Below are 20,452 nucleotides of genomic sequence, written 5' to 3'. Positions count from 1 at the left end.
GTGACCGCGGAACGAGCCGGGGCGCGCCATCCTAGGACGGGAGCCACCCCGCTGACCAGCGGATTTGCGAGACGTATACGGCATTGTCAGTCCGGTGGTGTGCAATGGATCTCGTGCCCGCACTGGAAGACCCGCTGAAGAAGGTGCTCGGCCCCGCCACCGCGAAGGTGATGGCCGAGCACCTCGGCCTGCACACCGTCGGAGACCTGCTCCACCACTACCCGCGCAGATACGAGGAGCGCGGTCAGCTCACCCATCTCGCCGACCTCCCCATGGACGAGCACGTCACGGTGGTCGCCCAGGTCGCCGACGCCCGGCTGCACACCTTCGCCTCGGCCAAGGCCCCGCGCGGCAAGGGCCAGCGCCTGGAGGTCACGATCACCGACGGCAGCGGCCGCCTCCAACTGGTCTTCTTCGGCAACGGCGTGCACAAACCCCACAAGGAGCTCCTGCCCGGCACCCGCGCACTGTTCGCGGGCAAGGTCTCGGTCTTCAACCGCAGGATGCAACTGGCACATCCCGCGTACGAGTTGCTGCGCGGCGACGACGTGTCGGAGACGGTCGACAGCTGGGCGGGCGCCCTGATCCCGATGTACCCGGCCACGGCCAAGCTGGAGTCCTGGAAGATCGCCAAGGCGGTGCAGACGGTGCTGCCCGGCGCCCAGGAGGCCCTCGACCCGCTGCCGGACTCCCTGCGCGACGGCAGGAGCCTGGTCTCCCTGCCCGAAGCCCTGCTGAAGATCCACCGCCCGCACACCAAGGCGGACATCGCCGACGCACGCTCCCGGCTGAAGTGGGACGAGGCCTTCGTCCTCCAGGTCGCCCTGGCCCGCCGCCGGCACGCGGACGCCCAACTCCCGGCGGTGGCCCGCGTCCCCGCCCCCGACGGCCTGCTGGCGGCCTTCGACGCCGAGCTCCCCTTCACCCTCACCGAGGGCCAGCGGAAGGTCTCCAAGGAGATCTTCGGCGATCTGGCCACGGAACACCCGATGCACCGGCTGCTCCAGGGAGAGGTCGGTTCCGGAAAGACCCTGGTCGCGCTGCGCGCCATGCTCGCCGTTGTGGACGCGGGCGGTCAGGCCGCCATGCTCGCGCCCACCGAGGTGCTCGCCCAGCAGCACCATCGCTCCGTCGTCGAGATGATGGGGGAGCTGGCCGAGGGCGGCATGCTGGGGGGCGCCGAGCAGGGCACCAAGGTGGTGCTGCTGACCGGGTCCATGGGAGCCGCCGCGCGGCGGCAGGCGCTGCTCGATCTCGTCACCGGGGAAGCCGGAATCGTGATCGGCACCCATGCGCTGATCGAGGACAAGGTGCAGTTCCACGACCTCGGTCTGGTCGTGGTGGACGAACAGCACCGGTTCGGGGTGGAGCAGCGGGACGCGCTGCGCGGCAAGGGCAAGCAGCCGCCGCATCTCCTCGTGATGACCGCGACGCCGATTCCCAGGACCGTCGCCATGACCGTCTTCGGCGATCTGGAGACCTCCGTCCTGGACCAGCTCCCGGCCGGGCGCTCCCCGATCGCCAGCCATGTCGTGCCGGCAGCCGACAAGCCGCACTTCCTGGCGCGCGCCTGGGAGCGGGTGCGCGAGGAGGTGGCCGGCGGTCATCAGGGGTATGTCGTCTGCCCCCGGATCGGGGACGAGGAAGACGCCCCGAAGAAGAAGTCCCCTGAGGACGAGGCCGAGAAGCGGCCGCCGCTCGCCGTGCTCGACATCGCCGGGCGACTGGCCGAAGGGCCGCTCCATGGCCTGAAGGTCGAGGTGCTGCACGGGCGGATGCCGCCCGACGACAAGGACGCGGTGATGCGGCGGTTCGCCGCCGGTGAGACGGACGTGCTGGTCGCGACGACGGTCATCGAGGTCGGCGTCAACGTCCCGAACGCCACCGCGATGGTGATCATGGACGCCGACCGCTTCGGGGTCTCGCAGCTCCACCAGCTGCGTGGCCGCGTCGGCCGCGGCTCGGCGCCCGGGCTCTGCCTGCTGGTCACCGAGATGCCCGAGGCGAGCGCGGCACGTCAGCGGCTGAGCGCCGTGGCGTCCACCCTCGACGGCTTCGAACTCTCGCGCATCGACCTCGAACAGCGGCGCGAGGGCGACGTCCTCGGACAGGCCCAGTCCGGGGCGCGGTCCTCGCTGCGCATGCTGGCGGTCATCGAGGACGAGGAGATCATCGCCCAGGCCCGCGAGGAGGCCGTCGCGGTGGTCGCCGCCGACCCGGACCTCGACCGGCTGCCCGGCCTGCGCACGGCCCTGGAGGCCCTGCTGGACGAGGAGCGGGAGCAGTACCTCGACAAGGGGTGACCGAGCGCGCACGGCGCGCGGCCTGCGAAACTGGAGGAGCACACCCGCCCTGTGGAACCGGGCACCCCGCACACCGACAAGGACCCGAAGATGACCCGCGTGATCGCCGGCCGGGCCGGCGGACGCCGTCTGGCCGTCCCGCCCGGGAACGGCACCCGGCCCACGTCCGACCGGGCGCGCGAGGGCCTCTTCTCCACCTGGCAGGCGCTTCTCGGCGGCCCGCTGCACGGCGAGCGCGTCCTCGACCTGTACGCCGGATCAGGCGCCGTGGGCCTGGAGGCGCTGTCCCGGGGGGCCGGTCACACCCTCCTCGTCGAGGCCGACGCCCGGGCCGTGCGCATCGTCCGCGAGAACGTCAGGACACTCGGCCTCCCCGGAGCCGAGGTCAGGGCAGGTAAAGCGGAACAGATCATCAGGACACCGGCGCCTGAACAGTCGTACGACATCGTGTTCCTGGACCCGCCGTACGCCGTCTCGGACGACGATCTTCGCGAGATTCTGCTCACACTCCGCACCGGGGGCTGGCTCACGGCCGAAGCCCTCGTCACCGTGGAGCGCAGCACCAGAGGCGGAGAATTCCGGTGGCCACAGGGCTTCGACGCGATCCGGTCCCGTCGTTACGGCGAGGGGACGTTTTGGTACGGTCGCGCCGCCTCTACGTGCGAAGACGCACGATGACCGGACCGGAGAGCGAGGGATCACAAGTGCGCCGCGCCGTCTGCCCCGGGTCGTTCGACCCGATCACCAACGGACACCTCGACATCATTGCCCGCGCGTCGAAGCTGTACGACGAGGTCTATGTCGCAGTGATGGTGAACCAGTCCAAGAAGGGCCTCTTCGACGTCGACGAGCGGATCGAGCTGATCCGCGAGGTGACGGCGGAGTTCGAGAACGTCGTCGTGGAGTCCCACCACGGCCTGCTCGTGGACTTCTGCAAGCAGCGCGACATCCCCGCCATCGTCAAGGGGCTGCGCGCCGTCAGCGACTTCGACTACGAGCTGCAGATGGCCCAGATGAACAACGGCCTCTCCGGTGTGGAGACCCTCTTCGTCCCCACCAACCCCACCTACAGTTTCCTGTCCTCCTCGCTGGTCAAGGAGGTCGCGGCCTGGGGCGGTGACGTCTCCCACCTGGTGCCCCCGCAGGTCCTGGAGGCCCTGGGCAAGCGCCTCGGGCAGGGCTGAGCGATCTCCCGGCGGGTTCCTCGGAATCTGACACCTCGTCACCTGGTGTCGGGCGGGGCAGCAGTGGTCGTAGAGTCGAACCGTCCGTCTCCAATACAGCTGTAGAGAGTGGCGAGCACACGGTGGACGTGCAGAACAAGCTCGACGAGATCGTCGCGATGGTCACCAACGCCCGGTCGATGCCCATGTCGGCCTCGTGCGTGGTCAACCGCGCCGAGCTGCTCTCGATGCTGGAAGAGGTGCGCGCGGCGCTGCCCGACTCTCTGGCCCAGGCCCAGGAGCTCATCGGCGGCCGCGAGGAGATGGTCGAGCGGGCCCGCCAGGAGGCCGAGCGGATCATCGAGACCGCGCACGCCGAGCGGGGCTCGCTGATCTCCGACACCGAGGTCGCCCGCCGCTCCCAGAACGAGGCCGACCGCATCCTCGCGGAGGCCCGCCTGGAGGCCGAGGAGCTCCGGGCCGAGGCCGACGACTACGTCGACTCCAAGCTCGCCAACTTCGAGGTCGTCCTCACCAAGACGCTCGGCTCCGTCGGCCGCGGCCGGGAGAAGCTCCTCGGCACCGGCCCGGAATTCGACGAGCAGGGGTACGTGGACCCCGAGGAAGACGACGCCCCCGAGCGCAGCCACGACCCCGAGACGCTGCGCCGCGACGCCGACGCCTACGTGGACGCCAAGCTCGGAGCCTTCGAGGCGGTCCTCGCCAAGACCCTCGATGCCGTCGGCAAGGGCCGCCAGAAGCTGCACGGCCGGATCGCCAGCGACGACCTCGGCGCCCTCGCCGCGGACCCGACGACCGTCCGGCACTCCAGCGACGCCGACTATCTGGCCGATCTCGCGGCCCTGGCCGACAGCCCCGCCGAGGCCCCCGCGGTCCCGGCCCAGAGCCCCCAGATCCCGGCCCAGCAGGCCGAGCCGGTCTACGCCCAGCAGCAGGACCCGTACGGTTATCAGCAGGTCGACCAGTACGGCTACCAGCAGACGTACGCGCAGCAGGACGCCTACGGCTACCAGCAGGCCGACCCGTACGCCGCCTACCCGCAGCAGACGTACGACCAGCAGGGCGTCTACGACCAGGGGCACGGGCAGGCGCACGGATACACCCAGGGCAACGCCCTCGACGAGACCAGCCTCTTCGACACCAGCATGATCAGTGCCGAGCAGCTCCGCGCCTACGAGCAGGGACGCGGCGGTCACTGAGGGCTGCGGACCCAGGGTGCGAGCGCACCGGATTGGGCCGTGAGCGGAAGGTCCAGTATCCTGGCACTTCGGTCGCGCGTAGCCTCCGCGATCGGCGCTGCCCGGAATGCCACGGGACGGCGTCCCTTCCGAGTCTTGAAGACCCAGGACTCGAAGACCGAAAGCAGGAATGGCCCTGAACGCCCGCCTCGACCACCGCAACCCCCTCGTGTTCGACACGCACGAGCTGGGGCGGCGTCCTGGTGCGCTGCAGCGCCTGACCCGCACGGTCGACGCCCCGAAGGACCTGGGTATCCAGGGTGTCATCGGGATGCCCGAAGGGGCCTCGGTGGAGCTCGAACTCCGGCTCGAGTCGGTCATGGAGGGGGTGCTCGTCACAGGCACCGCCCGTGCATCGGCCGAGGGGGAGTGCGTAAGGTGTCTGGAGCCGCTGGAGCTGGAGCTCGAAGCGGAATTCCAGGAGCTGTTCTCGTACCCTGACGCCGACGACCGGGGCCGTGTGATCACGGAACCGGGCGACGACGCCGAGGACGACGAGGACAGGTTCTTCCTCGAGGACGGACTTTTCGACCTCGAACCTCTGCTGCGCGATGCGGTGGTGCTCGCACTGCCGATGCAGCCGGTGTGCCGGGAAGACTGCCCGGGTCTGTGCTCCGAGTGCGGAGCACGGCTCGCGGACGACCCGGACCACCACCACGACGCCGTCGACATCCGTTGGGCGGCACTGCAGGGACTCGCCGGCACCATGAAGGACGGCGAGAAGGACGAGATGAGCGGCGCCGAAGCGGGCGTCGACGAGAAGCAGGAGAAGTAGCCGTGGCTGTTCCGAAGCGGAAGATGTCGCGCAGCAACACGCGCCACCGCCGGTCGCAGTGGAAGGCTGCGGTCCCCACTCTGGTTGCGTGCGAGCGCTGCCACGAGCCCAAGCAGCAGCACATTGCGTGCCCCTCGTGCGGCACCTACAACAAGCGCCAGGTCCTCGAGGTCTGAGCGGCTGGTGAGAGGTCTGATGTCTGACGCCAAGGCGGATCCAAACGCCAGGAAGAAGGCGGACAACACAGCCTCGTCCCACACGCTTCTGGAAGGGCGGCTCGGCTACAAGCTCGAGTCCGCCCTTCTGGTGCGTGCGCTCACCCACCGTTCCTACGCGTACGAGAACGGCGGTCTGCCGACGAACGAGCGCCTGGAGTTCCTCGGGGACTCCGTCCTCGGCCTCGTCGTCACCGACACGCTGTACCGCACCCACCCCGACCTGCCCGAGGGCCAGCTGGCCAAGCTGCGGGCCGCGGTGGTCAACTCGCGTGCGCTGGCGGAGGTGGGCCGCGGGCTCGACCTGGGCTCCTTCATCCGGCTCGGCCGGGGCGAGGAAGGCACGGGCGGCCGGGACAAGGCGTCCATCCTTGCCGACACCCTTGAAGCGGTGATCGGCGCTGTCTATCTCGACCAGGGCCTGGACTCGGCGGCGGAGCTGGTGCACCGCCTGTTCGACCCGCTGATCGAGAAGTCCTCGAATCTCGGCGCCGGCCTGGACTGGAAGACCAGCCTCCAGGAGCTGACCGCGACCGAGGGACTCGGCGTGCCCGAGTACCTGGTCACGGAGACCGGCCCGGACCACGAGAAGACCTTTACTGCTGCCGCCCGCGTCGGAGGCGTCTCGTACGGCACCGGCACCGGCCGCAGCAAGAAGGAGGCGGAACAGCAGGCCGCGGAGTCGGCCTGGCGCTCCATCCGTGCCGCCGCCGACGAACGCGCGAAGGCGGCGGCCGAGGCGGAGTCGTCCCCCGACGGGGGCACCGACACGGCTTCCGCCCAGGCGACGGCCTGAATCCTTCATCACGGAACGCGCCCCGGCACACATGCCGGGGCGCGTTCCGCATCCTGAGGCCCTGCCGAGGCCGCACCGCGTCCGTCTGGGCCCGCCTCAGGAGCCCTCCGGGGGGCCTTGATCACGAGGTACTCTGCGGACGTCGCCCCTGTTCACCCTTTCGGAGGAGCCCCGTGCCCGAGCTGCCCGAGGTCGAAGTCGTGCGGCGTGGGCTGGAGCGCTGGGTCGCCCACCGGACCGTCGCCGACGTCGAGGTGCTGCACCCGCGTGCCGTCCGCCGGCACACCGCGGGCGGCGAGGACTTCGCGCACCGGCTGAAGGGTCAGCTCCTCGGCACGCCCAGCCGTCGCGGCAAGTACCTCTGGGTTCCGGTGGAGACCACCGGCTCGGCGATCCTGGCCCACCTGGGCATGAGCGGCCAGCTCCTCGTCCAGCCGCACGAGGCCCCGGAAGAGAAGCACCTCCGCATCCGGCTCCGGTTCGACGACGCCCTCGGTACCGAACTGCGCTTCGTCGACCAGCGCACCTTCGGCGGTCTCTCGCTGCACGACACCACCGCCGACGGGCTGCCCGACGTCATCGCGCACATCGCCCGCGACCCCCTCGATCCGCTCTTCGACGACGAGGCCTTCCACCAGGCGCTGCGCCGCAAGCGCACGACCATCAAACGGGCCCTGCTCGACCAGTCGCTGATCAGCGGCGTCGGCAACATCTACGCGGACGAGGCCCTGTGGCGCGCCAGCGTCCACTACGAACGCCCCACGGCGAACTTCACCCGGCCCCGCACCGCCGAACTCCTCGGCCACGTAAGGGACGTCATGAACGCCGCGCTCGCCGTGGGCGGCACGAGCTTCGACAGCCTCTACGTCAACGTCAACGGGGAGTCGGGCTACTTCGACCGGTCGCTGGACGCGTACGGCCGCGAGGGGCTGCCCTGCCGGCGCTGCGCCATGCCGATGCGCCGCCGCCCCTGGATGAACCGGTCCAGCTACTTCTGCCCGAAGTGCCAGCGCGCTCCGCGCCTGCCGGCCGCGCCGACGCGGGGCGAGAACGGCTAACCGGCTCGTGTCTCGTCGTACCGGCGGCGGGCCTCGAGCACCTCGTCCATGCGCCCCTCCACGCAGTGGATGAGGCTCAGCAGCTGCTCGGCGACCTCACGGCCCAGCGGGGTCAGTTCGTAGTCCACCCGCGGCGGGTTCGTGGGCTGGGCCTCGCGGTGCACAAGACCGTCGCGCTCCAGTGCGTGCAGGGTCTGGGACAGCATCTTCTCGCTGACGCCGGCGACCCGGCGACGCAGCTCGTTGAACCGGAACGAGCCCTCGTACAGCGCCCCGAGCGTGAGCGCCCCCCAGCGTCCCGTGACGTGCTCAAGCGTGCCGCGAGAGGGGCACGCCTTGGAGAACACGTCGTACGGGAGGTCCTGCTCCGGCGCGGTGGTCATGCCGGAAGCGTACGCGACCACAGCGCTGGCCGACAGGTTGCACTAACCAAGGGAAAGCGCCTCCTGCGTGCGCGGGAGACGTCGCGGCGAAATGCGCGAATGTGGGTCAGTAAGGTGCTCGGCTGACCTCTGGATAGGCTCCTGGCTGTGAATATGCCCATGATCAGCGGTGGAAGGGCCGAGCCGGCCGTCTTGGACGCGACGGAGCTGACCTCCGACCCGGAGCTCGAGGCGCGCTTCGCGGAGTCTGCCCACCGGATCCTTGCGGACCTGGTCGGCCGGGGCGCCGCGCTCGGCTGGGTCGAACCACCCCCACTCCTCGAGGTGGCGGAACTCCTGGACCACGTCGTGAGTGCAGCAAAGACCGGGGACGGGTCCCTGCGTGCCGCATACCTCGACCGTCGGCTGGTCGGACTGGGGTACTGGCTGCGCTATGCCCGACCGACCCACCGGCCCCACGCCGATCTGGAGAAGATCGCGGTGGATGCCGCCGCCCATGGGCGCGGGGTCGGCCGGGCGCTGACCGCCGCCTTGATCGCTGACGCCCGGCGGGCGGATATCGAAGTCCTCACCCTGGACGCCCGTGGCGACAACAGCAATGCCCTGCGCCTCTACCGGTCGCTGGGCTTCACCGAATACGGCCGTCTGCCCGATTTCGTCGCCGTCGGCGAGCGCCGCTACGACAAGGTCTTCTACATGCTGGACCTCCGCCGGGGACGGACTGTCCCGGGCGGAGACTCATAGGGAGCTGACCTGCGGCGTCGGTTAGCCGAGCGGTTCGGCGAGCAGATCGTCGATCACATGGCAGCGAATCTCAGGGAAGGACTCCGCGATCGCCTCACGCATCGATGAAAGGGCTTCTGGATCGACGCCCTGGCACCGCTCGCGGGCTGAGGCGTCCGGCCAGCGTGCGTACGCGACCCAGGTACCGTCATAGGCCTGGTGCAGGCGGGATCCATAGCTGCCGCACTGGTTGTGGATTTCCTCTGTCATCCGGTGCCAACTCGATGCGAACTGCTGCTCTTTGCCTTGACGTAGGCGCCACCGGTAGATGACCGCAAACATGACGCGACCTCTTCTTTCATCCGCCCAGTGATCATTTCCTTGATCGGACCAGCACCGTACCGCGGGCGTTGGCGCCTCTGGCCGGTGGCCTGCCCAGGATGGGATGAACCGAGGTCGGCGGGGCGAAGCGATGACGGGTGCTTGACGATCGGCAGCGGCGTCCTGCACTCCGCGCTGCTGCTGTGGCGACAGGCGGGACAACGGAATGCACGCGCTACGGCACTGTTGCGCGTCCGTACTCCTGGACGCGGGGGAGAGCATCACCTGATGCCGTCCAGCGTGACGTGTACGCGGGCCGCCGTCGATGCCGTCTTCGGTGACGAGAGAGCCACCGATGACGGCCCCGAGGCGGCCCAGGGGACTTCAGAGGGCGCTGACCCTGCGGAGTTCTCAGTACCCGAAGTCCTGTGTCCACCAGGGTCCGCCGGCCCCGTAGTGGACGCCGACGCCCAGGGTCTGGAAGTCGCAGTTCAGTATGTTCGCCCGGTGGCCGGGGCTGTTCATCCAGGCGTCCATCACCTCTTGGGCGGTCGCCTGGCCACGGGCTATGTTCTCGCCGCCGAGGTCGGTTATGCCGAGCGCGGCCGCACGGTCCCAGGGGTCCTGGCCGCTGGGATCGGTGTGGTCGAAGAAGTTCCGCGCGGCCATGTCCTCGCTGAACGTCTGTGCGAGCTTGCGCAGGGTGCCGTTCGGGGTCACGGGGCTGCAGCCCACCTTGGCCCGCTCCTGGTTGACCAGCTTGAGCACTTCGGTCTCGGCCGCGGACTCGGGGGTTGTCGCATGCCCGGGCGGGGTGGCCTTGGGCTCCTTCGTCTTCTCCTTCTGCGCCGGCGGGGCAGCCGGGGCCGTCTGCGTCGCCGTCGGGGACGGAGACTGCGAGGGCTCCTGCGCGGGCGCCGACGCCGCCGGGGAGGCGGGGGCCGAAGGGGCCGTGGTCGGCGTGGTCGTCCGGTCGGCGTCACGGCTCGTGGAGGTGGACTCGCGGCCGCCGTCCGCGGTGCCGTTCGTCCCGCCCTGCTCGGTCGCGAAGCCCGACGGGCTGGTGCCCCCGGCCTGTACGTCGCCGGAGTCCCCGCTCACGGTGAAGTGGTTGCTGCCCGGCAGTACCCCGGCGGCGATCGCCACGGTGCCGAGCGCGACGGCCGCGGAGACGCCGAGGAGGCCCGTACGGACCGGCGTCGCGGCCCTCTTCTTGCGGTGCGATCGGGTCGCAAGTCGCTCCGCCTCCAGAACCGCGGCGAAACCGTAGAGGTTCTCCGGGCCGTACCCCTCCGCGGGGGGCTGGGGCTGGTGCTTCTGCGTGACTTCGGTGGCGCGGCCCCCCGTGGCGGCGCGTCCGGCGGCGGAGCGTCGGTGGCGTCCCATCTGCTGGCCTTCCTGGTCTTCCGGTCAGCGCAACTCACACGATCGAGTGAGTTTCACATGAGATTCATATGAGTGGGGACGCTACCGCATGGCGCAAGGGGAGGAAGTGCCTGGTGTGACATTGGCCGGTTAGCGTGCACCCATGAACGACGAAGCACGGCTCGTCGCGTGGGTGCGCGGACGTGTCCAAGGTGTGGGTTTCCGCTGGTTCACCCGGGCCAAGGCGCTGGAGATCGGCGGCCTGAGCGGTTTCGCCGTCAATCTGGACGACGGTCGGGTCCAAGTGGTCGTCGAGGGTGCGCGGGAAGGCTGCGAGGGTCTGCTGGACTGGCTGCGGGGCGACGACACACCCGGACGTGTGGACGGAGTCACTGAGATTTGGGACACGCCTCGCGGGTGCTACGAGGGCTTCTCCGTCCGCTGAGTCCGGACCCCGGGTCGGGCCCGCGGAAGCGGAAGGGCACGCCCTTGGCACCCACTGTGAGCAGAAAGGGCCTGGTGGTTGCCAAGAATCGCTTGCCGTGGCAGGCTCCGCCGGTAAGGATGATCTCCACGCCCTCAGGGGCCCGCAGGAGCCGCAGCGCAGCCCGTCCAGGGCCGCGCGCCCCCGGGTCGCCCTCCAATGCAGGGCGTGATCGTGTTGACCGTCAAACTTTTTGGTGAGACGCTGAAAGCCCCGCGCACCTTAGCTGTTTGGCATGTAAGAACGGCGCAAAACTCAAGAGTGCCAAGCACCGCGGGTGCGAATTCCCTCACGACCCACACCGCATCGGTCGGTCACTCAGTGTGGAGGACCATCCATCATGGCAAAGGCGCTTCTCGGTTACGTCGGCGGCTCCGACCCTCGACTCCTCGCCGAGATGCGACGGCTCCAGCAGCGCGTCCAGGAGCTCGAGTCCGAGCTCGTACGAATCCAGGCGGAGAACGACGCGCTGACGGCTGCCGCTTCTCACGACAGGATCATGGAGAGCATCGACGCACACCAGGCGGAGCCTGCGCTCACCTGATCACTGCACCGCTCCACCCGACAGCACACGCAGTGGTTCGGCTGCCCGTATCAACCGCTCAGTTGTCAGAGTTGCAAGGGACGCCTCGGCGTCCCTTCTTTCTTTTCTTTCTTTGCCCCCGCGCATCCTTTCCGCTCTCTTTAACGGATGGTGTGCCCTGCACGTTCAGGGGTGAAACCGCGGGTTCATGCAGTGAGACACCGGGCGGAAGGTAGAGTCCAGCGGCGTGCACCTCAAGGCCCTGACCCTCCGTGGGTTCAAGTCGTTCGCCTCGGCGACCACGCTCCGGTTCGAGCCCGGTATCACGTGTGTCGTGGGCCCCAACGGCTCGGGCAAGTCCAATGTCGTGGACGCACTCAGCTGGGTGATGGGCGAGCAGGGGGCCAAGTCGCTGCGCGGCGGCAAGATGGAGGACGTCATCTTCGCCGGCACCACCGGGCGCCCGCCGCTCGGCCGCGCCGAGGTGTCCCTGACCATCGACAACTCCGACGGGGCCCTCCCCATCGAGTACGCCGAGGTCACCATTACGCGGATCATGTTCCGCAACGGCGGCAGCGAGTACCAGATCAACGGCGACACCTGCCGGCTGCTCGACATCCAGGACCTCCTCTCCGACTCCGGCATCGGCCGCGAGATGCACGTGATCGTCGGCCAGGGGCAGCTCGACTCCGTCCTGCACGCCGACCCCATGGGCCGCCGCGCCTTCATCGAAGAGGCGGCAGGCGTCCTCAAGCACCGCAAGCGCAAGGAGAAGGCCCTCAGGAAGCTGGACGCCATGCAGGCGAACCTCGCCCGCGTCCAGGACCTGACCGACGAGCTGCGCCGTCAGCTCAAGCCGCTCGGTCGGCAGGCTGCGGTGGCCCGACGGGCGGCCGTGATACAGGCCGACCTCAGAGACGCCCGGCTGCGCCTGCTCGCCGACGACCTCGTCCGGCTGCGAGAGGCGCTCAAGGCCGAGATCGCCGACGAGGCCGCGCTCAAGGAGCGCAAGGAGGCCGCCGAGGGCGAACTGAAGAAGGCGCTGCAGCGCGAGGGACTCCTGGAGGACGAGGTACGGCGGCTGACGCCCCGTCTGCAGCGCGCCCAGCAGACCTGGTACGAGCTGTCGCAGCTCGCCGAGCGAGTGCGCGGCACGATCTCTCTGGCCGACGCCCGGGTCAAGAGCGCGACCTCCGCGCCGCCGGAGGAGCGGCGGGGCCGCGACCCCGAGGACATGGAACGCGAGGCCGCGCGTATCCGCGAGCAGGAGGCCGAGCTCGAGGCGGCCCTCGATGCGGCGCAGCGCGCGCTGGACGACACCGTCGCGCACCGCGCCGAACTGGAACGCGAACTGGCGATCGAGGAGCGGCGTCTGAAGGACGCGGCCCGCGCCATCGCCGACCGCCGCGAGGGCCTGGCCCGGCTCAACGGCCAGGTCAACGCGGCCCGTTCCCGCGCCGCCTCCGCCCAGGCCGAGATCGACCGTCTGGCCGCCGCCCGCGACGAGGCGCAGGAGCGTGCCGTCGCCGCCCAGGAGGAGTACGAAGCCCTCAAGGCCGAGGTCGACGGTCTCGACGCCGGAGACGCGGACCTGGCCGAGCAGCACGAGGCGGCGAAGAGGACCCTCGCCGAGGCGGAGGCGGCCCTGTCGGCGGCCCGCGAGGCGGCCACCACCGCCGAGCGTCGGCGCGCCGCGGTCGCCGCCCGCCACGAGGCACTCGCGCTGGGCCTGCGCCGCAAGGACGGCTCGGGCGCCCTGCTCGGCGCGAAGGACCGCCTTTCCGGACTTCTCGGACCGGCGGCCGAACTGCTGACGGTGACCCCGGGATACGAGGTGCCGCTCGCGGCCGCCTTCGGTGCCGCCGCTGACGCGATCGCCGTGACGAGCCCGGCCGGGGCGGCCGAGGCGATCAGGATGCTGCGCAAGCAGGACGCGGGGCGGGCGGCGCTGCTGCTGGCGGGTGCACCCGAGGAGCCCCCGTACGAGGCCCAGGGCCCGGGTGCGGGCGCCGCGGAGAACCCGCGGGGGACCGGAGAGACCGACAGGCCGGGCGGCGCCCCCTCGCCGGCGGCCGGTGCCGGATCGTTTGGGCAGCCCACCGTCGGCACCCATGACGACGAGGTTCCCGCAGCGGGGGGCGCCCTGGGCGGCGTGCCCGGGTTCTCCTCCCCGGACGGGCCGCCCTTCGCGGCCGACCTCGTCCGGGGGCCCGCCGCTCTGATGCCCGCCGTGCGGCGGCTGCTGCGTGGCATCGTCGTGGTCGGCACCCTCGAGGACGCCGAGGAACTCGTCTACGCGCGGCCCGGACTGACCGCCGTCACCGCCGAGGGCGACCTGCTCGGGGCGCATTTCGCACAGGGCGGATCGGCCGGGGCGCCGAGCCTGCTGGAGGTGCAGGCCTCCGTCGACGAGGCCGCCGCCGAGCTCGCGGAACTCGCCGTCAGGTGCGAGGAGCTGACCGAGGAGCAGCGGCTCGCGGGGGAGCGCCGCAAGGAGTGCGCCGCCGGTGTGGAGGAGCTGGGGGAGCGGCGGCGTGCGGCCGAGCGCGAGAAGTCGTCCGTCGCCCAGCAGCTGGGACGGCTGGCCGGGCAGGCGCGGGGCGCCGCCGGAGAGGCCGAGCGTTCCACCGCCGCCGCGGCCCGGGCGCAGGAGGCCCTGGAGAGGGCTCTGGGCGAAGTGGAGGAACTCGCCGAGCGGCTCGCCGTCGCCGAGGAGATGCCAGTCGAGGAGGAGCCCGACACCTTTGTACGCGACCGGCTCGCCGCGGACGGGGCGAACGCGCGCCAGACCGAGATGGAGGCCCGGCTCCAGGTCCGTACGCACGAGGAGCGGGTCAAGGGCCTGGCCGGACGGGCTGACTCCCTGGACCGGGGCGCCCGTGCCGAACGCGAGGCACGCGCGCGTGCCGAGCAGCGGCGGGCCCGGCTGCGGCACGAGGCCGCCGTCGCGGAGGCCGTCGCCTTCGGTGCCCGGCAGCTCCTCGCCCATGTCGAGGTGTCCCTCGGCCGGGCCCAGGCCGAGCGCGTCGCCGCGGAGGCCGCGAAAGCCCGCCGCGAGCAGGAGCTCGCCGCGGCGCGCTCCGAGGGCCGCGACCTCAAGGCCGAGCTCGACAAGCTCACGGACTCCGTCCACCGGGGTGAGGTGCTCGGTGCCGAGAAACGGCTGCGTATCGAGCAGCTGGAGGGCAAGGCGCTGGAGGAACTCGGTGTCGAACCGGCGGGTCTGATCGCCGAGTACGGCCCCGACAAACTGGTTCCGCCCTCGCCGCCCGCCGAGGGCGAGGAGCTGCCCGAGGACCCCGAGCACCCGCGCAATCAGCCCCGCCGGTTCGTCCGCGCCGAGCAGGAGAAGCGGCTCAAGGCCGCCGAGCGGGCGTACCAGCAGCTCGGCAAGGTCAACCCGCTGGCCCTGGAGGAGTTCGCGGCGCTGGAGGAGCGTCACAAGTTCCTCAGCGAGCAGCTGGAGGACCTCAAGAAGACCCGGGCCGACCTGCTTCAGGTGGTGAAGGAGGTCGACGAGCGCGTCGAGCAGGTCTTCACCGAGGCGTATCGGGACACTGCACGGGAGTTCGAGGGCGTCTTCAGTCGGCTCTTCCCGGGCGGCGACGGGCGGCTTGTGCTGACCGACCCGGACAACATGCTCACCACGGGCGTCGACGTCGAGGCGCGGCCCCCGGGCAAGAAGGTCAAGCGCCTGTCCCTGCTCTCGGGCGGCGAGCGGTCGCTGACCGCCGTGGCCCTGCTGGTGTCCATCTTCAAGGCGCGGCCGAGCCCGTTCTACGTGATGGACGAGGTCGAGGCTGCCCTCGACGACACCAACCTGCAGCGGCTGATCCGCATCATGCAGGAGCTGCAGGAGGCCTCGCAGCTGATCGTGATCACGCACCAGAAGCGCACGATGGAGGTCGCCGACGCGCTCTACGGCGTCTCCATGCAGGGCGACGGTGTGTCGAAGGTCATCTCCCAGCGGCTGCGATAGATAGATGCGACGTACACCGTTCTGACCTGCATCTTCTCAAGACTTCAACATCTGAACGCAAGTGCAGATCGTTTTCGGGCCTAGCCACAGACTCACCGGCTTTTGACTTCGAAACTTGAACGCATAGTCTCTGCGGCGTTGCTTTTACCTTCAGGTGTGAGCGGCGTGGACAGGTGCTCCCTGGGTACTTGGATGCCACCCATGCCCTGAAAGGGCTCGCCCCCACCCCCGGCGGCGTTGCCGGTGGCCCGAGGAGTTACACACGTGACCAGCACAGCGCAGGCACCTCAGACAGAAGCCAGGACGGCTCACCCCGAACATCTCGGGCACGTCATCTTCATCGCGGCGGCGGCCGCGATGGGCGGCTTTCTCTTCGGCTACGACAGTTCCGTGATCAACGGCGCCGTCGAGGCCATCCGGGGCCGCTACGACATCGGCTCCGCAGCGCTGGCCCAGGTCATCGCCGTCGCCCTGATCGGCTGCGCCATCGGCGCCGCCACCGCGGGCCGGATAGCCGACCGCATCGGCCGCATCCGGTGCATGCAGATCGCCGCGGTCCTCTTCACCATCAGCGCCGTCGGCTCCGCGCTGCCCTTCGCCCTGTGGGACCTCGCCTTCTGGCGCATCATCGGCGGCTTCGCCATCGGCATGGCCTCCGTGATCGGCCCCGCCTACATCGCCGAGGTCGCCCCGCCCGCCTACCGCGGCCGGCTGGGCTCCTTCCAGCAGGCCGCGATCGTCGTCGGTATCGCCATCTCGCAGCTGGTCAACTGGGGCCTGCTGAACGCGGCGGGCGGCGACCAGCGCGGCCGGCTGATGGGTCTCGAGGCCTGGCAGGTCATGCTCGGCGTGATGGTGATCCCGGCGGTCCTCTACGGCATGCTCTCCTTCGCCATCCCCGAGTCCCCGCGCTTCCTGCTCTCCGTCGGCAAGCATGAGCGCGCCCGGGAGATCCTCGCCGAGGTCGAGAGCAAGGACGCCGACCTGGACGCGCGCGTCGCCGAGATCGAGCACGCCATGAAGAGCGAGCACAAGTCCACCTTCAAGGACCTGCTCGGCGGCGGTTTCTTCTTCAAGCCGATCGTCTGGGTCGGCATCGGCCTGTCGGTCTTCCAGCAGTTCGTCGGCATCAACGTCGCGTTCTACTACTCCTCGACGCTGTGGCAGTCGGTCGGCGTCGACCCGAAGGACTCGTTCTTCTACTCGTTCACGACGTCGATCATCAACATCGTCGGCACCGTGATCGCGATGATCTTCGTGGACCGCATCGGCCGCCGGCCCCTCGCCATCATCGGTTCGGTCGGCATGGTGGTCGGCCTCGCCCTGGAGGCCTGGGCGTTCTCGCACCACCTGGTCGACGGAAAGCTGCCGGCCACCCAGGGCTGGGTCGCCCTGATCGCCGCCCATGTGTTCGTGCTCTTCTTCGCCCTGTCCTGGGGTGTGGTCGTCTGGGTCATGCTCGGCGAGATGTTCCCGAACAAGATCCGTGCCGCCGCCCTGGGTGTGGCCGCCGCCGCGCAGTGGATCGCCAACTGGGCCATCACCGCGAGCTTCCCGTCGCTGGCCGACTGGAACCTGTCCGCGACCTACGTGATCTACACGGTCTTCGCCGCGCTCTCCATTCCGTTCGTTCTCAAGTTCGTGAAGGAGACGAAGGGCAAGGCGCTGGAGGAGATGGGCTGACCCGTCGCTTCGAGCTCGAGGAGAAGGGTCAAGTCCCCGCTGCCCCTCTCCTCGGACCCACCGCCGCCCGGCTCGGTCGCCCGAGCCGGGCGGCGGTGTCGGGTGCGGCTCCGCTCGCCCCTGCCCGTCAGCGGTGGCGAACGAGGATCAGTCCGCCAGCCGGGGCAGTACCTGCTCGCAGAACAGATGCAGACTGCGCCAGCCCTCGTCGAGGGGCATCCCGGCGACCAGGGGGTGCAGGACGTGGTTGTCCAGGCCCAGCGCGACGCAGTCGTCGGGCGTCAGGATCCGGTAGACGCCCTCCGCGCGCAGTTCGTCCACCGTCGTGGCGGCCGACTTCACCGCCGAGCGGACGTCTCCGGACTGCCAGGAGGCGTAGGTACGCGCCTCGTGCAGGAAGTGCTCGCCGTAGTGCGCCCACGCCAGCTCCGGGTCCTCGGCGATGTGCAGCAGGGGAGTCTCGGCGGCGGGCATCATGGTCCAGCCCTCGGTGCCGTACTCCACGAGCCGCTCCTTGTAATACGCCTCCAGCTCCGGCAGGTGAGCGCTGGGGAAGAACGGCAGGCCGAGCCGCGCGGCACGGCGCGCCGCCGCCTTCGAGGAGCCGCCGACCAGCAGCAGGGGGTGCGGATTGGTGTACGGGCGCGGGGTGACGCGCACGGTACGGCCGCGGTAGGTGAACTCCTCGCCGGTCCAGGCCCTGAGCAGGGTCTCCAGCAGCTCGTCCTGGAGCTGCCCGCGCCGCGTCCAGTCGACGTCGAAGAGGGCGTACTCCTCGGGCCGGTAGCCGATCCCGGCGACGGTGACCAGCCGGCCGCCGCTGAGCAGATCGAGTACGGCGATGTCCTCGGCCAGCCGCAGCGGATCGTGCAGCGGACCGATGAAGGCGGAGACGGTGACCGCGACACGCCGGGTCGCGCCGAAGACGGCGCCCGCGAAGGCGAGGGGCGAGGGCAGCCAGTTGTTCGCCACCCCGTGGTGTTCCTCCGTCTGCACCGTGGTGATCCCGCGCTCGTCGGCGTACGCGGCCATCTCCACGGCCGCCCGGTAGCGGGCGCCGAGCGAGGCGCGGGTCGCACCGGGCTCGACCAGGTTGAAACGTACGACCGTGACGGGCATGCGAGGAGCCCCCTTCGCGTTCGCCGGGCGGGTGTGCAGGGAGGACCGTATCTGACGAGGCATCAGATAACCAGGTGTGCGCACCCCGGAGCCGCCGCCGAACGGCCCGGTGGCCGGTCGCGCATACTGGGACGCGTTATGGACATCGTCATCCTTGCTGTAGTCATCGCCGTGGTCGTGATCGGCGCGCTCGGCGGGCTCCTCGTCGGCACCCGGCGCAGAAAGCCGCTGCCTCCGGCGCCCCCCAAGACGCCCGACATCACCGCCCCTCCGGCCGAGCCGCACGTCGGCGAAGAGGCCGAGACACCGCGCGACGAGGAGCGCCGGACGATCGAGGAGGTGGACCTTCCGCAAGGTCCGGCTCCCGTGGTCGTCGAGGAGCCGCCCACCGTCGAAGCGCCCCCGATCGAGATCCCCGAGCCCACAGCCGGCCGTCTGGTCCGGCTGCGCGCCCGGCTGTCCCGCTCGCAGAACGCGCTCGGCAAGGGGCTGCTCACGCTCCTGTCCCGGGAGCACCTCGACGACGAGACCTGGGAGGAGATCGAGGACACCCTGCTCACCGCCGACGTCGGTGTGCAGCCCACCCAGGAGCTCGTCGAGCGGCTGCGTGAGCGGGTGCGGGTGCTCGGCACCCGTACGCCCAACGAGCTGCGCGGGCTGCTGCGGGAGGAGCTGCTCACGCTGATCCGCACCGACATGGACCGCACCGTCCGCACCGAGCCCGAGGCCAGCAAGCCCGGCATCGTGATGGTCGTCGGCGTCAACGGCACCGGCAAGACCACCACCACCGGCAAGCTCGCCCGTGTCCTCGTGGCCGACGGCCGCACCGTGGTCCTGGGTGCCGCCGACACCTTCCGCGCCGCCGCCGCCGACCAGTTGCAGACCTGGGGCGAGCGGGTCGGCGCGTACACCGTGCGCGGGCCCGAGGGCGGCGACCCCGCCTCCGTCGCCTTTGACGCGGTCAAGGAAGGCAAGGAGATGGGCTACGACGTCGTGCTCATCGACACCGCGGGCCGCCTGCACACCAAGACCGGCCTCATGGACGAGCTCGGCAAGGTCAAGCGCGTCGTGGAGAAGCACGCCCCGCTCGACGAGGTGCTGCTCGTCCTCGACGCCACGACCGGGCAGAACGGTCTTGTCCAGGCCCGTGTCTTCGGCGAGGTCGTGGACATCACCGGCATCGTGCTCACCAAACTCGACGGCACGGCCAAGGGCGGCATCGTGGTCGCGGTCCAGCGCGAGCTGGGCGTCCCGGTGAAGCTGATCGGCCTCGGCGAGGGTGCCGACGACCTGGCGCCCTTCGACCCGGAAGCGTTCGTGGATGCGCTTATCGGCGACTGACGGTTCCCGCGAGGCGTACGGCCGTCACGAACCCGTGCGCGACGAGGGCCCCACTCCATCGTGCGGATGGAGTGGGGCCCTTCTGTTGTGCCGAGGCCACCGGGTCAGACGCGGGAGCGGTGCGCCAGGTAGGCGAGCGTGCCGATCAGCAGGCGCGCGGCCGGCGGTCGGGTGGCCGAGTCCAGGGCGGGGGAGCGCAGCCAGCGGACCGGCCCGAGGCCGCCGCGGTCCGAGGGCGGAGCGGTGATGTGGGCGCCGGGGCCCAGGGCGTGCAGATCCAGGGCCGTGTCGTCCCACGCCATCCGGTAGAGCAGTTCGGGGAGCTCTGCCGCGGAGCCCGGGGCGACGAAGAAATGGGCCCGGCCGTCGGGAGTGGCCGTCACCGGGCCGAGCGGGAGTCCCATGCGCTCCAGCCGGATGAGCGCACGCCGCCCCGCCGGCTCGGCGACCTCGATCACGTCGAACGCCCGGCCGACGGGCAGCATCACCGCGGCACCGGGCACCTCAGCCCAGGCCTCGGTCGCCTCGTCGAGCGTGGCGCCCGCCCGCACCGCCGGCGCGAAGTCCAGCGGATGCGCGCCGGGCGCGTCGCAGTCCCGCTTGCCGCATGAGCACATTCCCGCGGCCGCCCGGGCGCCGGGCACCACGTCCCAGCCCCACAGGCCCGTGTACTCGGCCACGGCAGTGCACTCCGACGAGCGGCCCCGGCGCCGAGCGCCGGGCCTGATGTCGCGGATCGCCCGCGTGCCGCCGATCGTGAAGCCCATGCCCCCTCCAACGGGTCCGACGCACCGGCGGTTACGTGGTGGAACCAAATCGTGACTCTGTGTCCCGGGTTCGCCGGTGATCGCCGCGTGGTCCGGGCGGCGTCCCGTTGCGTCCCGGGTGGTGCGCCGGGCGGCGCGCGCCCGTGAGTGCACCGCCCCATCCGCTTCCGCCCGTCATGTGTCAAGTGAATCGCG

Annotated in this window: 19 protein-coding genes; 14 read left to right on the top strand and 5 right to left on the bottom strand. The window is 70.5% G+C overall.

The window, feature by feature from the left end:
* Positions 1-104 precede the first annotated feature (104 nt).
* From recG to mutM, 8 genes are all read left to right on the top strand, one after another.
* Positions 105-2,303, top strand: a complete 2,199-nt coding sequence (recG, locus tag ACQEXA_RS18865; protein ID WP_432932989.1) for an ATP-dependent DNA helicase RecG — start codon at positions 105-107, stop codon at positions 2,301-2,303.
* 90 nt (positions 2,304-2,393) lie between these two features.
* Positions 2,394-2,981 carry a 16S rRNA (guanine(966)-N(2))-methyltransferase RsmD gene (gene rsmD / locus ACQEXA_RS18860; RefSeq protein WP_359397125.1) on the top strand — a complete coding sequence of 196 codons (588 nt, stop codon included), beginning with the start codon at positions 2,394-2,396 and terminating at the stop codon, positions 2,979-2,981.
* Positions 2,982-3,007: 26 nt separating this feature from the next.
* Complete coding sequence (coaD, locus tag ACQEXA_RS18855) at positions 3,008-3,487, top strand: pantetheine-phosphate adenylyltransferase (RefSeq protein WP_359397239.1); 480 nt, start codon at positions 3,008-3,010, stop codon at positions 3,485-3,487.
* A gap of 122 nt (positions 3,488-3,609) precedes the next feature.
* Positions 3,610-4,686, top strand: coding sequence for a cell division initiation protein (locus tag ACQEXA_RS18850; RefSeq protein WP_432932991.1), 1,077 nt, complete (start codon positions 3,610-3,612; stop codon positions 4,684-4,686).
* A gap of 169 nt (positions 4,687-4,855) precedes the next feature.
* A complete protein-coding gene (locus tag ACQEXA_RS18845) occupies positions 4,856-5,500 on the top strand; it encodes a YceD family protein (protein ID WP_432932993.1) in 645 nt (214 codons plus the stop codon).
* Between the two features lie 2 nt (positions 5,501-5,502).
* Positions 5,503-5,676, top strand: a complete 174-nt coding sequence (gene rpmF, locus ACQEXA_RS18840; protein WP_003951102.1) for a 50S ribosomal protein L32 — start codon at positions 5,503-5,505, stop codon at positions 5,674-5,676.
* A gap of 19 nt (positions 5,677-5,695) precedes the next feature.
* Positions 5,696-6,511 carry a ribonuclease III gene (rnc, locus tag ACQEXA_RS18835; RefSeq protein WP_432932995.1) on the top strand — a complete coding sequence of 272 codons (816 nt, stop codon included), beginning with the start codon at positions 5,696-5,698 and terminating at the stop codon, positions 6,509-6,511.
* Between the two features lie 173 nt (positions 6,512-6,684).
* Complete coding sequence (gene mutM / locus ACQEXA_RS18830; RefSeq protein ID WP_432932997.1) at positions 6,685-7,569, top strand: bifunctional DNA-formamidopyrimidine glycosylase/DNA-(apurinic or apyrimidinic site) lyase; 885 nt, start codon at positions 6,685-6,687, stop codon at positions 7,567-7,569.
* Here mutM and ACQEXA_RS18825 read toward each other — a convergent pair.
* Positions 7,566-7,952 (bottom strand): winged helix-turn-helix transcriptional regulator, encoded by a 387-nt coding sequence (locus tag ACQEXA_RS18825; RefSeq protein ID WP_432932999.1) that lies wholly within the window; start codon positions 7,950-7,952, stop codon positions 7,566-7,568. The two genes, mutM and ACQEXA_RS18825, sit on opposite strands and share 4 nt — an antisense overlap.
* 159 nt (positions 7,953-8,111) lie before the next feature.
* Here ACQEXA_RS18825 and ACQEXA_RS18820 point away from each other — a divergent pair, with 159 nt between their 5' ends.
* Positions 8,112-8,696 carry an N-acetyltransferase family protein gene (locus tag ACQEXA_RS18820; RefSeq protein ID WP_432939584.1) on the top strand — a complete coding sequence of 195 codons (585 nt, stop codon included), beginning with the start codon at positions 8,112-8,114 and terminating at the stop codon, positions 8,694-8,696.
* A gap of 21 nt (positions 8,697-8,717) precedes the next feature.
* On the opposite strand, the gene ACQEXA_RS18815 is transcribed toward ACQEXA_RS18820, so the two are convergent.
* Positions 8,718-9,017: an antibiotic biosynthesis monooxygenase gene (locus ACQEXA_RS18815; RefSeq protein WP_432933001.1), complete on the bottom strand. Its 300-nt coding sequence runs from the start codon at positions 9,015-9,017 to the stop codon at positions 8,718-8,720.
* 390 nt (positions 9,018-9,407) lie between these two features.
* Positions 9,408-10,382 (bottom strand): CAP domain-containing protein, encoded by a 975-nt coding sequence (locus ACQEXA_RS18810; RefSeq protein WP_433130607.1) that lies wholly within the window; start codon positions 10,380-10,382, stop codon positions 9,408-9,410.
* A 142-nt stretch (positions 10,383-10,524) separates the two neighbouring features.
* On the opposite strand from ACQEXA_RS18810, the gene ACQEXA_RS18805 reads away from it, so the two are divergent.
* The 4 genes from ACQEXA_RS18805 to ACQEXA_RS18790 all read left to right on the top strand — a co-directional run bounded on the left by ACQEXA_RS18805 (position 10,525) and on the right by ACQEXA_RS18790 (position 17,030).
* Complete coding sequence (locus ACQEXA_RS18805) at positions 10,525-10,806, top strand: acylphosphatase (protein WP_432933005.1); 282 nt, start codon at positions 10,525-10,527, stop codon at positions 10,804-10,806.
* 379 nt (positions 10,807-11,185) lie between these two features.
* Positions 11,186-11,389, top strand: coding sequence for a hypothetical protein (locus tag ACQEXA_RS18800; protein WP_043444185.1), 204 nt, complete (start codon positions 11,186-11,188; stop codon positions 11,387-11,389).
* A 226-nt stretch (positions 11,390-11,615) separates the two neighbouring features.
* Positions 11,616-15,347 (top strand): AAA family ATPase, encoded by a 3,732-nt coding sequence (locus tag ACQEXA_RS18795; protein WP_432933007.1) that lies wholly within the window; start codon positions 11,616-11,618, stop codon positions 15,345-15,347.
* A gap of 264 nt (positions 15,348-15,611) precedes the next feature.
* Positions 15,612-17,030 carry a sugar porter family MFS transporter gene (locus ACQEXA_RS18790; RefSeq protein WP_433130605.1) on the top strand — a complete coding sequence of 473 codons (1,419 nt, stop codon included), beginning with the start codon at positions 15,612-15,614 and terminating at the stop codon, positions 17,028-17,030.
* 147 nt (positions 17,031-17,177) lie between these two features.
* On the opposite strand, the gene ACQEXA_RS18785 is transcribed toward ACQEXA_RS18790, so the two are convergent.
* Positions 17,178-18,149 carry an LLM class flavin-dependent oxidoreductase gene (locus ACQEXA_RS18785; RefSeq protein ID WP_432933011.1) on the bottom strand — a complete coding sequence of 324 codons (972 nt, stop codon included), beginning with the start codon at positions 18,147-18,149 and terminating at the stop codon, positions 17,178-17,180.
* A 138-nt stretch (positions 18,150-18,287) separates the two neighbouring features.
* On the opposite strand from ACQEXA_RS18785, the gene ftsY reads away from it, so the two are divergent.
* A complete protein-coding gene (ftsY, locus tag ACQEXA_RS18780; protein WP_359397152.1) occupies positions 18,288-19,490 on the top strand; it encodes a signal recognition particle-docking protein FtsY in 1,203 nt (400 codons plus the stop codon).
* Between the two features lie 104 nt (positions 19,491-19,594).
* On the opposite strand, the gene ACQEXA_RS18775 is transcribed toward ftsY, so the two are convergent.
* Positions 19,595-20,257 carry a bifunctional DNA primase/polymerase gene (locus tag ACQEXA_RS18775; protein WP_432933014.1) on the bottom strand — a complete coding sequence of 221 codons (663 nt, stop codon included), beginning with the start codon at positions 20,255-20,257 and terminating at the stop codon, positions 19,595-19,597.
* Between the last annotated feature and the right edge of the window lie 195 nt (positions 20,258-20,452).

The organism is Streptomyces sp. CA-106110 (assembly GCF_050936285.1).
In the GTDB taxonomy this organism is placed as follows: Bacteria; Actinomycetota; Actinomycetes; order Streptomycetales; family Streptomycetaceae; genus Streptomyces.
The sequence above is the reverse complement of the archived record's forward strand: the minus strand, read 5'-3'. Positions and strand labels throughout refer to the sequence as shown.

Bases quoted from the DNA above. Each gene is read 5' to 3' on its own strand.
- recG (WP_432932989.1), top strand. From the start codon at position 105: ATGGATCTCGTGCCCGCACTGGAAGACCCGCTGAAGAAGGTGCTCGGC.
- ACQEXA_RS18805 (WP_432933005.1), top strand. From the start codon at position 10,525: ATGAACGACGAAGCACGGCTCGTCGCGTGGGTGCGCGGACGTGTCCAA.
- ACQEXA_RS18815 (WP_432933001.1), bottom strand. From the start codon at position 9,017: ATGTTTGCGGTCATCTACCGGTGGCGCCTACGTCAAGGCAAAGAGCAG.
- ACQEXA_RS18775 (WP_432933014.1), bottom strand. From the start codon at position 20,257: ATGGGCTTCACGATCGGCGGCACGCGGGCGATCCGCGACATCAGGCCC.
- rsmD (WP_359397125.1), top strand. From the start codon at position 2,394: ATGACCCGCGTGATCGCCGGCCGGGCCGGCGGACGCCGTCTGGCCGTC.
- ACQEXA_RS18810 (WP_433130607.1), bottom strand. From the start codon at position 10,382: ATGGGACGCCACCGACGCTCCGCCGCCGGACGCGCCGCCACGGGGGGC.
- ACQEXA_RS18785 (WP_432933011.1), bottom strand. From the start codon at position 18,149: ATGCCCGTCACGGTCGTACGTTTCAACCTGGTCGAGCCCGGTGCGACC.
- ACQEXA_RS18825 (WP_432932999.1), bottom strand. From the start codon at position 7,952: ATGACCACCGCGCCGGAGCAGGACCTCCCGTACGACGTGTTCTCCAAG.
- ACQEXA_RS18820 (WP_432939584.1), top strand. From the start codon at position 8,112: ATGATCAGCGGTGGAAGGGCCGAGCCGGCCGTCTTGGACGCGACGGAG.
- ftsY (WP_359397152.1), top strand. From the start codon at position 18,288: ATGGACATCGTCATCCTTGCTGTAGTCATCGCCGTGGTCGTGATCGGC.
- ACQEXA_RS18845 (WP_432932993.1), top strand. From the start codon at position 4,856: ATGGCCCTGAACGCCCGCCTCGACCACCGCAACCCCCTCGTGTTCGAC.
- rnc (WP_432932995.1), top strand. From the start codon at position 5,696: ATGTCTGACGCCAAGGCGGATCCAAACGCCAGGAAGAAGGCGGACAAC.
- ACQEXA_RS18800 (WP_043444185.1), top strand. From the start codon at position 11,186: ATGGCAAAGGCGCTTCTCGGTTACGTCGGCGGCTCCGACCCTCGACTC.